12 protein-coding genes are annotated in these 14,627 nt (G+C 44.6%); 6 read left to right on the top strand and 6 right to left on the bottom strand.

Annotation, left to right across the window (positions count from 1 at the left end; genetic code table 11):
* Positions 1–287: 287 nt before the first annotated feature.
* From LZ23_RS04980 to LZ23_RS04970, 3 genes are all read right to left on the bottom strand, one after another.
* The gene (locus LZ23_RS04980) at positions 288–680 is read right to left on the bottom strand and encodes a phage holin family protein (RefSeq protein ID WP_045212114.1); all 393 of its coding nucleotides are present in this window, start codon (positions 678–680) and stop codon (positions 288–290) included.
* A 150-nt stretch (positions 681–830) separates the two neighbouring features.
* Positions 831–3,497: a cytochrome ubiquinol oxidase subunit I gene (locus tag LZ23_RS04975; RefSeq protein ID WP_045212112.1), complete on the bottom strand. Its 2,667-nt coding sequence runs from the start codon at positions 3,495–3,497 to the stop codon at positions 831–833.
* Positions 3,498–4,559: a hypothetical protein gene (locus tag LZ23_RS04970; protein ID WP_045212110.1), complete on the bottom strand. Its 1,062-nt coding sequence runs from the start codon at positions 4,557–4,559 to the stop codon at positions 3,498–3,500.
* A 247-nt stretch (positions 4,560–4,806) separates the two neighbouring features.
* Between LZ23_RS04970 and LZ23_RS04965 the strand changes: the two genes are divergently transcribed.
* Positions 4,807–5,196 (top strand): PilZ domain-containing protein, encoded by a 390-nt coding sequence (locus tag LZ23_RS04965; RefSeq protein ID WP_045212108.1) that lies wholly within the window; start codon positions 4,807–4,809, stop codon positions 5,194–5,196.
* A 92-nt stretch (positions 5,197–5,288) separates the two neighbouring features.
* Positions 5,289–7,916, top strand: a complete 2,628-nt coding sequence (locus LZ23_RS04960) for a M16 family metallopeptidase (RefSeq protein ID WP_052507126.1) — start codon at positions 5,289–5,291, stop codon at positions 7,914–7,916.
* 672 nt (positions 7,917–8,588) lie between these two features.
* Here the strand turns inward: LZ23_RS04960 and LZ23_RS22330 are convergent.
* The 3 genes from LZ23_RS22330 to thrB all read right to left on the bottom strand — a co-directional run bounded on the left by LZ23_RS22330 (position 8,589) and on the right by thrB (position 10,479).
* Positions 8,589–9,095 carry a hypothetical protein gene (locus tag LZ23_RS22330; RefSeq protein ID WP_052507125.1) on the bottom strand — a complete coding sequence of 169 codons (507 nt, stop codon included), beginning with the start codon at positions 9,093–9,095 and terminating at the stop codon, positions 8,589–8,591.
* 77 nt (positions 9,096–9,172) lie between these two features.
* Positions 9,173–9,784, bottom strand: a complete 612-nt coding sequence (locus tag LZ23_RS04945; protein WP_045212104.1) for a hypothetical protein — start codon at positions 9,782–9,784, stop codon at positions 9,173–9,175.
* Positions 9,785–9,903: 119 nt separating this feature from the next.
* Positions 9,904–10,479, bottom strand: coding sequence for a homoserine kinase (gene thrB, locus LZ23_RS04940; protein ID WP_045212102.1), 576 nt, complete (start codon positions 10,477–10,479; stop codon positions 9,904–9,906).
* Between the two features lie 837 nt (positions 10,480–11,316).
* On the opposite strand from thrB, the gene LZ23_RS04935 reads away from it, so the two are divergent.
* The 4 genes from LZ23_RS04935 (at position 11,317) to LZ23_RS04920 (ending at position 14,290) form a co-directional block, all read left to right on the top strand.
* Positions 11,317–11,928, top strand: coding sequence for a D-sedoheptulose 7-phosphate isomerase (locus tag LZ23_RS04935; RefSeq protein WP_045212100.1), 612 nt, complete (start codon positions 11,317–11,319; stop codon positions 11,926–11,928).
* A gap of 202 nt (positions 11,929–12,130) precedes the next feature.
* Entirely contained in the window at positions 12,131–12,373 is a 243-nt protein-coding gene (locus LZ23_RS04930) for an FmdB family zinc ribbon protein (RefSeq protein ID WP_045212099.1), read from the top strand.
* A 91-nt stretch (positions 12,374–12,464) separates the two neighbouring features.
* Positions 12,465–13,787, top strand: a complete 1,323-nt coding sequence (locus tag LZ23_RS04925; protein WP_045212097.1) for an amidohydrolase — start codon at positions 12,465–12,467, stop codon at positions 13,785–13,787.
* The gene (locus tag LZ23_RS04920) at positions 13,757–14,290 is read left to right on the top strand and encodes a cob(I)yrinic acid a,c-diamide adenosyltransferase (protein ID WP_232300410.1); all 534 of its coding nucleotides are present in this window, start codon (positions 13,757–13,759) and stop codon (positions 14,288–14,290) included. The genes LZ23_RS04925 and LZ23_RS04920 overlap by 31 nt, the downstream gene beginning before the upstream one ends.
* The last annotated feature ends 337 nt before the right edge of the window (positions 14,291–14,627 follow it).

The following is a 14,627-nucleotide window of genomic DNA, read 5'->3' as shown; positions in this document are numbered from 1 at the left end:
AATGGCTGCGCCTACACTGCGTGTATTCAACGAGGTAAAAAGACTCGCTCGCAATGACACCTGAGCTGACAGGGATGTGGTAGCTGAAAACCTGTCACCCACGAGTGAGCCTGAGCGACCGAAGCAATCTGTATCGTAAAACCGTAATGCTTTGAATTTATTGCATATACGTTTGTAGTTACTTAGAAGGTTATAAAAATTTCTTGTTTTATTCTACAGGATTGAAATGGTAAGTTACTGATAAGAAAGGACCATCCTCCTCATAATCAATGAGGTTTTCGGTAAGGTTACTCCCACTTGTTTCCACGCCGTTTAAGCTCGATATACTCTACCCGGCCTCTATCGCTGATAAAAATGAATGACAGCCAGCTGATTAATGCAATAATCAGGGCTCCGCCGAGAGCAGACCAGAAACCCTGAATCTCAAGCCCGCTAACCACACCCGATACCATAAGCAGAAGAACAGCATTGATGACAAAAGTGAAAAGACCCATTGTAAGGATGGTAATGGGCAGTGTAATAAGAATCAGTAAAGGTCTGAGCAAGGCGTTGAGAATACCGAGGAAAGCAGCAGCAACAAAGGCTGAAAAGAAGCTTTGTACAACAATTCCGTCAATCAGGTAAGCACAAAGCATTATGGAAAGAGTCAGTATAAGCCAACGAATGAGCAGTCCGTTCATCAGTTCCTCCTGAAACTGTTTTTCATAGTTAAGGGCATGGAGCAGATCACCTCCCGGGATGAATATGGGATCAAAAAACAGTCAGTTTATGCTTGTGGAGAGCATGATTTATATTACCATGCTCTCCTTTAATGCGTTTAAGAGTTAATCTTAATCTCGCCTGTTTCTTGTACCTTCCAGTATGTTGGGATGGTGGGCCTCAAAGTCCATATCCTGAATATGACAGACAGCACAATTGTTGTTGGCACCGATGGCATAAGGCTCTCCCTGATACTGCATTGGCTGGACATTATCCCTGTCCTTGCCGAACTGGTTGACCGCAGGATACTCTGCATGTGTGGCTCCATGACATGACTGACACATAAGTCCGACATTATCATGACGCAGTCTGTAAAGCTCTCCCACATGCTCGTTCCAGACATTAAAAGCGCGAACTTCATGATTTTCAGGCTGACCAAAGTCCTGATGACAGGTGAGGCAATCCGGCTGCTGATCCCAGGGTGTTCTGGCGTTAATCTCATCAATAGAACTTACCAGTCTGGGCTCAATATGTTTCATGAGCCTTCCTGCCTTTTCTGTTTTACCCAGCTCGTATTCTCCCTTGAGAAGAGACAGGGAATGATCTTCAAGAGTGCCGTGACAATAAGTACAATCCAGCTTGACAGTTGTGGCATGTACTCCGCGTTTGCAGTCTGTATAGCCGTCAGGATCACTGGGGTGACAGGTGTTGCAGGTTTCCGGACCTTCACGGTCGGTCAGGTAGTTGACGTGAAAGCCATGTATTGCCGCAGGCAGGTTCAGGAGTTCCGGATCTCCCACAGCATTGAGCAGTGGGTCAGGATGACAACTCTGACACAAAACAGGATTACCGGCTTCTGCCCTCTCCATGAGATCGGTTTTGTTTCTTTTATCGTGCAGTCTGAGTACATCCGAAGCAGTAACTGCGGAAATACCCATTGTATCCTGTACACGCCATTCTCCTCCATGGCAGGTATTGCATCCCATTTCCGCTGCTACAGGTGCAACTGTCTTGGTCGTGGCCAGAAGTTCACCTGTGTTTTTATCCCATGCTTCAATGTGGAAAAAAGGATAAGGATTGATGCTGCCGTCATCAGAGTATGGCAAGACAGGTATACCCCCGGCAATATAGGTCAGCAGGTCCTCGTTCAAGGTGAATTCACCCTGCAATCCCAGTCCACTGCCACCGGTATTCACCTCAAGGGGGCGGCCCAGCAATGATTCCGCATTATCCCAGAATGATACATGATTGGCAGGATTTTCAAACCCTTCCTGTACCCTGTAGGTTATAACCACATCATCCATGACAATCTCAGGAAAGAAATCCCTGCGCACAAGTTGAGCGTACAGAGTATTTCCCGGAGGCAGCATGGACCAGTAATCATCACAATCAGTTATGCACTTGAGCCCGAGATTGTTCCAGGCCAGCAGAACATACTCATCTGTTTCCGGATCAAAAGGAGGAATCTCAAACTCAAACTGAGGTATCTCAGCAGGCTGCGATCCGGTTATTTCCTTGCCGTGAATATCCTCCACAATAAAGTGAGCCAGGGCCAGCCTTTCCTCTCTTGTCCCCATAAAACGCGGCATGTAATCATACAGTTTACCCATGCCGTTGAGCACGGAATCCATGCCATACAGGCCAAACTTGGCTGTAATGGGACGTATGTCATTCAAAGGACCATCAAGGCTGTGACAACTTATGCATTGCAGATTGAAAATCTCATGCCCTGCTGCTGTCATGTTCTCCGGTGTAATTTCTTTGTGTTTGACCCATTTGGCCAATGGCAATATTCCCCTCTCGTTTATCTCCTGTTCCATTTCCACAGGTATGGAGTTGGAATACATAAGCTCATAAATTACATAGGGCCTTCGACCGGCTTCCCGCATCCACTCAAAGCTGCCCATATAAAGAAGACCTATAAAAAGAAGGACAAACGCTACCGGACGTTTGATGGTTCCCGGCATGCGAATGGAAAATAAAAGACCGCCCATTACAATGATTGCTGAAAGCCAGATGAAAGCCTTTAAGAAAGGTACAATCTCGGGCGAACGGCCAAGAATCATGGCCTTGGCACCTTCAGGCACGGCAGACAGATACCATAGTCCGGAAAGAATCAGAAAGATAAAGGGCAATAGCAGCCACTTGGCACAGTAGCGAACCATCTTTTCCCTGAAATCCTGATCCTTGATCCATGAAGCAGTAACAAATCCGTAAAGACCAGCGAGCATAAGGGCTATAAAGGTTCTGAAAAACAAAGCGGGCCAGAAAGTAGGATTAAAAAAGGCATGCCAGACATTACCTGTTTCAAGCCAGGCTCCAGGCGAAAGCATAAAGGCGATTATACCATTAATCATAAACAGAGACATCCAGGCAAAAAAGAAATACAGCCACCCCATTAACAGGTGTTTGTCACGCTGCATCTTGCCGAACGTGTAATAATATACAAAAATGGCAATAATCTCTGCCATGAAAAAGACCCATTCTATTGCCCAGAAATAAACAAAGACATGAATAAGCCTTGAAGTGGCAGCAGGACTGATTAATGATATGGCAAACCATATTCCCACACCACTGACTGCACCAAAGACCAGTGTCAGAAGCATGAAAAATTTGGCGTGCTTTTTGGTATATTCAAGAATTTGGGGAGAGTTTTCCCGGTAGGCCTTTTTTTCAGTCAGGACCAGAAATAAACCGCCGCCAATGGCAAAATGCGCCACAAATACATGCAGAACAGCGATAATGGCAATCCAGAAACCGCCTCCAAGAGTATATAATTCCCATACTGGATAATTCATTTATGCCTCCTTCCCGGCTTCAAAAGCCAGCTTCAGCATATAAAATACTGCGCCGATACCGATTACAAACACCACAAGAAAAATAAACAAAGGAGCGTATTCCGGGACAACAACCCTCTCAGAGGGATGATAGTATCCGCCAAGGTACGCGCTTCTGACCATATCGCGCATCAGCACCATAAAGATTATGGTCATGACAAGGCCTGCTGTAGTGGCCCACACCATTTTCTTGAAGCTGAACACCAGAATCATGGCCACTCCTGAAAGACCCAGCAGGAAAATAGCTGTATTCAGAGCCTTCCCTCCCATGAAAAGAAGCATTATATCTTGAGGCAGACTTATAAGAAACCAGATGCCGATTACTATCTGAGCCAGAGTGGCGTAACTGAACCATTTCATACCTTCTTCTATGTATTCAGCAGCTTTGGGGCTCTGCTTGAATTTCCATGTAATGGCCATAAATAAACCGCCCACAGCAATGGAGGCTACAACAAAGTGAAGATATCTTGGAATCAGGGTGGGATCGCTCAAGTTTAACATGGTTCCGGAACGGTTATCAAAAAATCCGGTCCATTTTTCAGGACTGAGCATGAGGGTCATGTTGTTGGAAAAGAAAAAAGCGATGATCAATGCCAGCGCAACCATAAGGCCGACAAAGTAGATTCTCAGGTTTGGCCATTGATCGTACTTAAAGTCATAAATATATGCGCTGTAGTACATGATCACCAGTATACCCACAACGCTGAGCCAGTAAACTGCCATCATAATCGAACTGACATATATGAACTGCCCGTAAAGCACCTGCAGAAAAAGCAGGGGGGCAACTCCAAAATTTATGGTAAAGGCTATCTTATAAGGCAGTTTGAGAGAAATATCCTTACACACCGGGCAACTGGCGCTGCCACCTTTTCTGATATGCTTTACAAGAGATATGATCCCTGAACCAAGCATGACATTCATTAGTAAAAGATGGAGAATAAAGGTTAACAAAAGAAAAAAATAAAACCATCCCCAGTGTGTAGGGATGGTATCCGCTACAGGTATCAGACCTGAAGGATCCATAAAACTCCCCCCTTGAAAGATTTATGAGCTTGACTTAGACTCATGGCAACACGGCAAAATTGTATATTAAACGCCTGCAAACCGCCCGGGATCCATGATTCAATATTGTCATAAATCCCAGTTATTAAAATCAGGGCAGGCGCGGCAACCTCTTACTCAATCAACGTTACACCTTGAAGCTGTAATTTGCAACACCAATAATCTTTAACGCTGCAAGAATTAATAATGCCAATACAGGATAAAAATCATGGAAAGCGAAAAACGAAAGCGCTCAAGAGTTGGAGTTATGGTACCCCTGGTAATTGTCCACAATAACCTGCGACTCACTTCTGTGACTAAGGACATAAGCCTCAAAGGCCTGCTGGCTGTTTCCCGACCGGAGTTGGATGTCGGCGCACCCTGCTCACTTAGCCTTCGCCTGACATCAGGCATCAATATCAATATTGACGCTATTGTCGCTGCAAACAATGAAAGAGGTACTGCCTTTGATTTTGTCAAGATGGATGAAAGCAGCTTTTATCATCTGCATAATATTGTCAGACTGCACTCTGATAATCCTGACAAGGTGGATGACGAACTGCTTAACCCTGCTTTTGATATTGAAATGTTAGAAAGATTCAATGAGGAAAAAAAGTAAGGCGCCTGGTTAGCTTTTGTACAGATTGTTCCCGTCGCTACGGCTCCCTCGTGGGTGACAGGTTTTGCGCAACTACAGCAAAGAGAGATCTTATGAGCATGAAAAAAATATTTTTTATACTGAAATGTCTGCTTATCTTCACCCTAACCCAAACAGGAATCAATATGGCCCAGGCTCAGAAATTTCACATTCTTCCCAATGGACTTGAAATTGTCCTGGAACAGGATCAGCGTTTTCCTTTAGTATCCTTGCGTCTCTATGTAAGAACAGGGTCGTCCTCTGAAAAGCCAGGCGAGGAGGGCATCAGCCACTTTTTAGAACATATGGTCTTCAAGGGATCCGACAAACGCAGGCCCGGGCAGGCAGCTGCAGAAATTGAAAAGGCCGGAGGATATCTAAATGCGGCCACCAGCTTTGACTATACTGTTTATACCATTGAGCTCCCGGCTGATCAATGGCGTCTCGGTATTGATGTTCTGCAGGATATGGTATTTGGTTCCACCTTTGACCAGGATGAAATCAGCAGAGAAAAACTTGTAGTTCTTTCTGAAATTGACCGGTCTCTCGATGAGCCGGGCAGACTGGTTTTCCGCGGCATTCAGTCCCTGATTTTTCAGGACACAGTTTACTCCCACCCTATCCTCGGCTTCAAGGAGACAGTAGAGGATTTCACAAGAGATCAAATAATTAATTATCACGCCCGCACTTACCAGCCAGGCAACATGGTTCTTGCCATAGCTGGAGATATTGACCCAGAACTTGTCTTGCAGGAAACAATGGACGCTTTTCAGGATTCTCTTAACTCCTGGACCATAACTCTGCCTTCTCCTATTGAAATCCCTGTGTCATCCGACCCCGACCCTGCTGACAGAGTTGTGTTAAGCAAAGGCCCCTGGTCCAAGGCCTATTTTGCCGCTGCTTTACCTGCTGCTCCCATTGGCTCGCCTGATGCTGCAGCCTTAGATGTTCTGGCTTACCTTCTTGGCGGGGACAGCACATCTAAACTTTACAATACGTTTAAATATGAAAAAGGCCTGGTGAATGATATTTCCGCTGGTGTTTTTTCATTGCAAAGAACAGGTCTTCTCTATTTCAGTGTCCAGCTTGCGCATGATAACCTGCAATCCTTTCACCAGCAGTTTATTACCCACATTGCCTCCATTAATCCGGATGATTTTACTGAGCGCCAGATCAACAGGGCCATCATCAACCTTGAAGAACGAAGCCATAGAGCACATGAAACTCTTGGCGGCAAAGCAAGTGATCGGGGCTTCACACTGTTATTTGAAAGAGACCCCATTGCTGAGCAAAAATATCTGCGTGCCCTGAAAAATGTCAATCGAGATGAACTGCACCGGGTTGTTGGGCACTACTTAGATCCGCGACTGATTTTTGTTTCAGCCGTAGTCCCGGACAGCGCTTCCATCACCCGGGAAATACTATCCAAATCCCTGCAGGACACCCAGGCAGCAACTGCTCAAGCAGATCTAAAAGCTGAACCTCATGATAAAACCGAGACTATTGATCTTGGAAAAGGCAGGCAACTGGTACTTTTGCATGACCACACCCTGCCCCACACCTCAATCCATATCTCATGGCCGGGAAGCAGTTCTTTAATTACCCGGGACATGCAGGGCCTGCCAGAGCTTACAGCCCGAACCCTCACCCGGGAAACCCGGCAAAGATCATTTCAGGACATTCAGCAATTTTTGCGCGACCGTGCTTCATTTGTAAGTGCCAGCGCAGGCAGAACCAGTTTTTCAGTTTCAGCACGATTCCCCTATACTTTCAGTCATGATATTGTGGATTTGATAAGTGATGTTATTCTGGAACCGACTTTTGGCCAGGATGAATTGCAAAGGGCTGTAAGTGACCAGCAGTCAGCCATAAAAAGGCAGGAGGACAGACCTCTTGGGTACGCTTTCCGCCACCTGTTTCCATTTCTATTTTCTTCTGGATCGTACAGCTACCTTCAACTGGGAACCGAAGATTTTTTAAGCACTGCTTCATCTGATATGACTTCAAACTATTGGAAAAAGCAGCGGTCCATGCCCTATGTGATTTCAGTATGCGGAAAGATTGATCAGGATGCTGTGGACAGGCTCATCAAAAACTTGAAAACAATTGATACCAAACCAGAACAGCCCACCCCTGATTTTTTATGGTCCACGGATAAAATCAGAGACATTCAGCTGGTTGACAGGAATCAGGTCCATCTGCTCAAGGTATTTCCAGTTCCGGGCAGGGTTGATGATCACTCTCCGGCTGTCAACGTGCTCAACCGGGTGCTTGCAGGTCAGGGAGGGATTCTTTTCAGGGAACTGAGGGATCAGGAAGGTCTGGCCTACTCTGTTACTTCCATGTTATGGCAATCCAATGAAACAGGCTTTATTGCCTTTTATATTGGCACCAGCCCTGACAAGGCAGATAAGGCTTTAGATGGTTTTGAAAGAGTGGTTCATCAATTGCGCAAAGATTATATGGATGATCTGGAAGTAACCAGGGCGGCAAACCTCCTTTATGGAGAGTATCATCGCCAACGACAAACCATCAGCAGCAGGGCAAATGAAGCCTCGTCACTTCTGGTTCAGGGCCTTGATCTTGACTATAACCTTGAGATGACTCGAGAAGTCAGAAATGTATCTCCTGAGGATCTCAAGATGATTGCCCAGACTTATCTTGTCCCGGAAAAAAGCTACATTATGCGGGTTATGCCGTAAAAAAACCGTGGTCACAAATGTGGCCACGGTTTTGATAACAATCTATATCTAACGCGGGCTGTACCCGCAACCCAGTTATCTGTTATCTGTTATCTGTTATCTGTTATCAGTGTAAGGCAGTGAATTCAGGCTTTTGTTCTTCAACAATTAACAATTAACTATTAACTATTAACTGATAACAATTTCTTGTTTTTTATGACAGGGTTCCAGGTGTAAGTTACTAACGCGGGCTGTACCCGCAACCCAAAAAAAAGAGATTTTAACCGCCCGTTGGAAGACTCACTCAAGACGCCCAGTTAAACCCTGCTGCGCAGGAACGCTTTCAGCGTTGTTTAACCGGGCAGGCAAAGGGCGCAAAGGAAGAAAGAATTTTTTTCATTTGCCGAGGAACCCAGTTAAACCCGTCTGCGACGGAGAGTACGTCTGTTTAACAAGGCAGGCAGCAAATGAAAAGCCAGCCTTTTTGAAAACCGATGTTCGGTTTTCAAAAAAACATCTTCTTTATTGTCTTTAACTTTGAGTCCTTCGCGCCTTTGCGGTTCAAAGTTTCTTGTTTTTTATGACAGGGTTTCAGGAATAAGTTACTAATTTTCATCCGGAAAAGTTTTTTTTCCGTAAAGAAAACCAATAGCTACAACATCCGGAAAGAAAGACTTTCAGGATGGAAACTATCTACCTGGCCAGGGCACCTTCACTGGCAAAAAAAACACTCTTGTCACCTGTTAAAGGCCTGTCTGTTTCCGGACTGTGAAACTGACTCTCAGTCATCCGCATCCTGTACCCAAAGGTCAGATAAGTATCCTGAGATGAAGGCATCTTTTCAGGCTCCATCTGAAATTCAAAATTTACTCCATGTACCCGGTCAAGCTTTTGTGTGGGAAAAACCTTAAGATCCTTTGCCAGTACAACACCTTTTTCATCGCTCAGGTAAACTGAAATCCAGAAATCGTGCAGCCACTCCGCCCACCCGGGGATGACACTGGTCTTGGGCATGGCCACGCCCCTGACAATATAATCTCCATTGTCCACCACTGTCATGTATTCAAAATTCCAGTATCGCATACTCAAGTGATTGGTTTCATTAAGCTGAAAAGGATTTTTAGCCAAATGCCTGACACTTAAGTGCGAACAACCCACAAGTAAAAATACTATTAACAAAAACAAAGCCAGTCTTCTCATTATATTATCCTCCGCATAAACTTTATTCAGGCAAGGCCCTGCTTGCGGCCCTTTTCTGTATGTATTTTTCTAAATTTCTAATTTGAAACCATTCGTGGTGGTCCGGCAACAATCATCTCAGCCAGAGTTAAGTTAACCCTCGGTAAAGAAGAAATTTTTGGCCCCACAAACCCCTGCTCCAGAACTGCAAGCTCCATATAAAACCTGGTGCGATCAGTCCTGGGATAATCAGACATTCCCTCTATACTTTCCTGAGCCCTGAAACATCCCGGAAACTCCAGTCTCCGGCCATCAGGCCGAACATGCACTGTAGGCACTCCATGCATTCGACAAATCATCAGCCTGTGAGAATATAGTACACACAGACCATCCTCATTGACTGGACACATGATATTGGGAGTTCTGCCCAGTGCTGTTTCCTGTTTTGCCTGTTGAACATAATCCTGAGCCCGACTGATGATTTTCTGGCGCATCTCATCCTGACACTGGTTTAATCCGCGAATAAAGTATGCCCATTCCACTCTGGTATGGTGCTGGAAAAAGCTGGTACAACAATTATCCGGACACCCTTTACAGGAAAAACCTATATCAGCAGCCACCTGACTGTAAGAGTTTTCCATTTGCTGATACAATGTTTCAAGTCTTTTAAAAACCACCCTGGGCATTAATTTCTTAATTTTCTTTTTCATTATCCTTTGATAGCTTTGGTTCCTGGTTCTTCGTTATGCGGCTTCACCGCTGTTCTTCGTTCCTGGTTCCAGCTTTTGACTGTTCAGTGATTTATTAATTCCCTGTAAAGACTTCCATCTCAGGCAGTCTGGTCTTCTTTGCAGGTCAACGGGATCATGCCTTTATCTTTCATCCAGTCAGCAATAAGAGACGCACTTAATTGAGGTGTATTGTCAACAGTATTTACTGTCAACTGGGCGTAACTTTCATATAATGGAATTCGCTCTTCAAATATATCATCAATCTTCTGTCCCTGCCTCTTGGCCAGGCCACGGGAGTTTTCGTCTGTCAGCCGGGTCCGAACTGTATTTAAATCAACCTCAAGATATACAATCCTGCCAACTTTTTGCAAATGTTCCATAGCCTTAGAACTATATATAACACTCCCCCCGGTGGAAATAATGCTCATAAAAAATTTTAAACTGGAAACCAGTTCTTCTTCAGCCTGTAAAAAACCATCCAGGCCAAGCTTGTCCCTTATGGCCTGCAAAGGCATTCCCCACCAGGCCTCCATTAAAAAATCAGTATCAACCCAGGCCATGCCGGTTATTGCGGATAGTTCCCTGCCTATGGTGGATTTGCCCGAACCGGGCATCCCAATCAGCACCACGCAACTGCCTTCAACAGGTACACCTCTTTCTCGCAGCTCTGGCATTTATATTTCCCCTTTATCACTATGGCGACACTTTATTTATGCTTGCAGGGGACTGGCTGTTTTGCCGCCGGATAGTCCGGCTGTTTTGTGGTTTGAGATCGGCAAAAGTGCCTGTCCCCAGTGCTGGAGGCAATAATTTACACAAAATGTCGCTAAAGTGTTACAATTGTTTTTGCTTTGCCAAGCCCCTGTTCTTTAAAGTTAAATGAAAACAAATTAAAAGAAAAGACCTTGCTTTATAAAATTTTTGATCGGCTTAACAATTGACCTGACTGGATTGTAGACCTATAAGCAATGCAGGCAGCAACATCAATATTGTGAGGAGCGTAACGAATTTGCTGAAATGGCACTGGCTCTTTTGCTGTCGGACAGTCCAGCTGTTTTGCAGCTCTAAGCTGGCAGAGGTGACTGTCTCCAATCGATTTTTTTAGAAGCCCCTCACCCGGGCGGCCCCGGACCGAACTTGTGAGTAACTTTAAGACTCTGTCACTTTTCTGGAAATTGGGACAGTCCCCGCGAGGTGCTACAAACAAGACTGATGCTCCATTGGTTCCTGGATGAATTTTGCTTTAATGAAAAAATTTACACAGCGAGGGACAGTCCCTGTGCCTGGCGCAAAGCTCCCATCTTTGACGAAACTTTTCTGGCAAATGTGCATGAATCATAAGCAAAAATTGCAAATCATGAAAACTGTAAGAGTCTGATTTTATTATCAAAATGATTGTAGTTACTTAGAAGCGCGTAATACTGCCTTTCTATTTCATCCAACAAGGAACCAGGAACCAAGAACCAGGAACAAGTAACCATGAACCCTCAAGATATGAAGAGGTTTTTTTGATGACAGATAACGGCCTGAAAATTATTACAGAACATTCCAAGGAAGGGGCCCGAGTCAGAGAAGCTTTTTTTGAAGCCAACAAAGAGAAACTGACTACTATTGCCAAGATATCCTCAGCCTGCCTTGCTGCAGGAGGAAAGCTGTTATTTTGCGGTAATGGCGGCAGCGCAGCCGATGCACAACATCTCGCTGCTGAATTTGTCAACAGATTCATGCTGGAACGCCCTCCCCTGCCAGCCATTGCCCTGACAACAGACACATCCATTCTGACCTCCATCAGTAATGATTATGCCTTTGACCAGGTTTTTTCCAAGCAGGTAAAGGCCCTGGGACAGGCCGGAGATGTTTTGTTCTGCATCTCCACATCCGGCAACAGCCCCAACTTAACCAATGCACTGATCCAGGCCTCTGAGATGAAAATAGTTACCGTAGGCATACTGGGTAAAACCGGAGGGGATATGAAGGGGCACTGCAATTATGTACTGCATGTCAAGCATAAATCAACACCCATTATTCAGGAAGTACAGATAACTGCCGGTCATCTGTTATGCAGGCTTGTAGATCACTATCTTTTTGAGGCAGTTGACGAGCTTAAAGAGTATCTGGATTAAAGCGGGCTTTGTTCACGACTCAGTTATCTGTTATCTGTTATCTGTTATTCGTTATTTGTTAATTGTTATCAGGGTAAGGCAGTGAATTCAGGCTTTTGTTCTTCAACAATTAACTGATAACAATTTATTGTTTTTTTCTACAGGATTGAAACGGTAAGTTACTAATATCATCAATACATACAAATTATTAGGAGAATTTCACATGCCCATACATGAATTTTGCTGCAATAAATGTTCGACTGAGTTTGAAGAACTGGTTTTTCGTGAATCTGATCCTGTGAACTGCCCTGACTGCGGATCTGACCGCGTAGCCAAGCTCATGTCTGCATGCAAATTCAAAACAGGTGGTCCCATAGTTTCCGGAAGCCCTACTGCCTCAGCACCATCTTCTGGTGGATCAAGCCCCTGCTCCGGTTGCTCCGGAGGCAACTGCTCAACCTGTTAGAATATTCATCAAGAAAACAGGTGAGACGCAAGGGTTCGGATTGCTTATCATATTCAACAAAACATTAGATTAACAGTTAAGCTTTATTGGCATGAGTATACTTATCAAAAACATCCTGTTTAAGGATGAAATCCAGGACATTTACATTCAGGGCAACCGCTTCCACAGCATAGGACCTGAGCTGCAGTTAGATGCTGACGATGTCATTGACGGCCGGGATATGGCCATTTTTCCATCCTTCATCAATGCGCATACCCACGCAGCCATGACTTTGCTTCGTGGATATGCTGATGATATGGAGCTCTTTAACTGGCTGCAAAACTATATCTGGCCCTTTGAATCAAAATTGCGTTATGAAGACATTTACATCGGATCACGCCTGGCATGTCTGGAAATGATAAAAACCGGGACAACCATGTTTTGCGACATGTACTGGCACATGCCCGCTACTATGCAGGCTGTTTCTGAAATGGGTATCAGGGCTTTTTTGTCTACAGTATTTGTGGACTTCAATGACCCGGAAAAAGCCAAAAAGTTCCGCTCCAGAACAAGAAAATTTTATAAAGAAACACAGAAACATGACCGCATCACCTTCACTCTCGGTCCTCATGCAGTCTACACTGTTTCCAGAGATTCCCTGCGCTGGCTCAAAGACTTTGCTGCTGATAACAATCTTCTGATTCACATTCACGTTGCAGAAACACGAAAAGAGGTCGCGGACTGTATAGCAGCCACAGGCAAAAGACCTGTAGAATACTTAGAAAGCATTGGTCTTCTTGGGCCCAACTGTCTGGCCTGTCACTCAATCTGGGTTAATGATCATGAGATGGATCTGCTGGCTGAGCGTGAGGTAAAAGTTGTGCACAACCCGGTTTCCAATATGAAACTTGGATCCGGGGTATTTCCCTTTCGCGAGATTTCTAATCGCGGAGTCTGCATTGCTCTCGGTACAGATGGTTGTTCATCCAATAACAATCTCGACATGCTTGAAGAGATGAAAGTGGCCGCTCTCCAGGCCAAGGCTTCCAGCTTTGATACGTGCGTATTTACGTCCAAAATAATGGAAAGCAATCTTAGAGATCACTTAGAAAGTGTATACTCAGATCCAACATTATTTTCCGCTCAGCAAGCCCTTGAGTGCGCTACTGTAAATGGCGCAAAAGCATTAGACATGGACGTGGGCAGGATTGAAACCGGCATGCTGGCAGACTGCATCTTAGTTAACCTTAACCACTACTCTCTAATACCCGGCCACGATTTAGTATCAAACCTTGTATACTCAGCATCCAGCGAATGCATAGATACCACCATTTGCAACGGTAAAATACTTATGCAAAACAGAAAAGTTCCTGATGAAGAAATAATTATTAAAGAGGCAAGACAATGGGAGAAGAATCTCAAAGACAAAGCCTGATCATGGTATACACCGGCAACGGCAAAGGCAAGACAAGTGCTTGCACTGGACAGGCTATCAGGGGGCATGGAGCCGGACTCAAGGTCGCTTTTGGTCAGTTTCTCAAACGTGATGGTCAGGCGGGTGAGCAAAAAATTCTCAAAAATATATTGGGAAGTAATTTCCTTGCTTCTGGCAAGGGGTTTTACAGAAACAAAAATGACTGGCCAAAACACAGAGAAGGTGCCCTTCAGCTAATAGAATGGGCCGAACATCAATTTGAGAATCATTGTGAAATGCTCATTCTGGATGAAGCTGTATATGCTTTGAACATGGAGCTCATCTCTAAGGATGAAATAATGGGTCTGATCCAAAAAGCCAGAGAACATAATGCTAATCTGGTTTTATCAGGTCGGGATGCCCCTGAATGGCTCTGCTCCCAGGCAGACATGGTCTCAGAAATTGAAGAAAGAAAACATCACTTTCAGAAAAATATCCGAGCTCAGAAAGGAATTGAGTATTAACACAGGCCTTATCAGCCTGGCATTGTAACTTGTTATTGTTCACCATTCATCTGCCTGTTTATAAGTTACTGGAATCGTATTGCTAATAAAATCGGATGTTTACAGTTTTCACATTTTTACAATTTTTGCTTATGATTCATGCACATTTGCCAGCAAAGTTCCGTCAAAGATGGGAACTTTGCACTTGGCACAGGGACTGTCCCTCGCTGTGTAGATTTTTTCATCAAAGCAAATTTCTTCCAGGGACCAATGCAGCATCAAACTTTTTTATAGTACCTCGCGGGGACTGTCCCAATTTCCCGAAAAGTGACAGAGTCATAAAGTTACTCACAAGTTC

Origin of the sequence: Desulfonatronovibrio magnus, assembly GCF_000934755.1 — a bacterium.
In the GTDB taxonomy this organism is placed as follows: Bacteria; Desulfobacterota; Desulfovibrionia; order Desulfovibrionales; family Desulfonatronovibrionaceae; genus Desulfonatronovibrio; species Desulfonatronovibrio magnus.
This window is presented reverse-complemented; position numbering and strand designations above follow the sequence as displayed.

Coding starts and splice junctions, on each gene's coding strand:
- LZ23_RS04980 (WP_045212114.1), bottom strand. CDS start 680: ATGAACGGACTGCTCATTCGTTGGCTTATACTGACTCTTTCCATAATG.
- LZ23_RS04975 (WP_045212112.1), bottom strand. CDS start 3,497: ATGAATTATCCAGTATGGGAATTATATACTCTTGGAGGCGGTTTCTGG.
- LZ23_RS04970 (WP_045212110.1), bottom strand. CDS start 4,559: ATGGATCCTTCAGGTCTGATACCTGTAGCGGATACCATCCCTACACAC.
- LZ23_RS04965 (WP_045212108.1), top strand. CDS start 4,807: ATGGAAAGCGAAAAACGAAAGCGCTCAAGAGTTGGAGTTATGGTACCC.
- LZ23_RS04960 (WP_052507126.1), top strand. CDS start 5,289: ATGAGCATGAAAAAAATATTTTTTATACTGAAATGTCTGCTTATCTTC.
- LZ23_RS22330 (WP_052507125.1), bottom strand. CDS start 9,095: ATGAGAAGACTGGCTTTGTTTTTGTTAATAGTATTTTTACTTGTGGGT.
- LZ23_RS04945 (WP_045212104.1), bottom strand. CDS start 9,784: ATGAAAAAGAAAATTAAGAAATTAATGCCCAGGGTGGTTTTTAAAAGA.
- thrB (WP_045212102.1), bottom strand. CDS start 10,479: ATGCCAGAGCTGCGAGAAAGAGGTGTACCTGTTGAAGGCAGTTGCGTG.
- LZ23_RS04935 (WP_045212100.1), top strand. CDS start 11,317: ATGACAGATAACGGCCTGAAAATTATTACAGAACATTCCAAGGAAGGG.
- LZ23_RS04930 (WP_045212099.1), top strand. CDS start 12,131: ATGCCCATACATGAATTTTGCTGCAATAAATGTTCGACTGAGTTTGAA.
- LZ23_RS04925 (WP_045212097.1), top strand. CDS start 12,465: ATGAGTATACTTATCAAAAACATCCTGTTTAAGGATGAAATCCAGGAC.
- LZ23_RS04920 (WP_232300410.1), top strand. CDS start 13,757: ATGGGAGAAGAATCTCAAAGACAAAGCCTGATCATGGTATACACCGGC.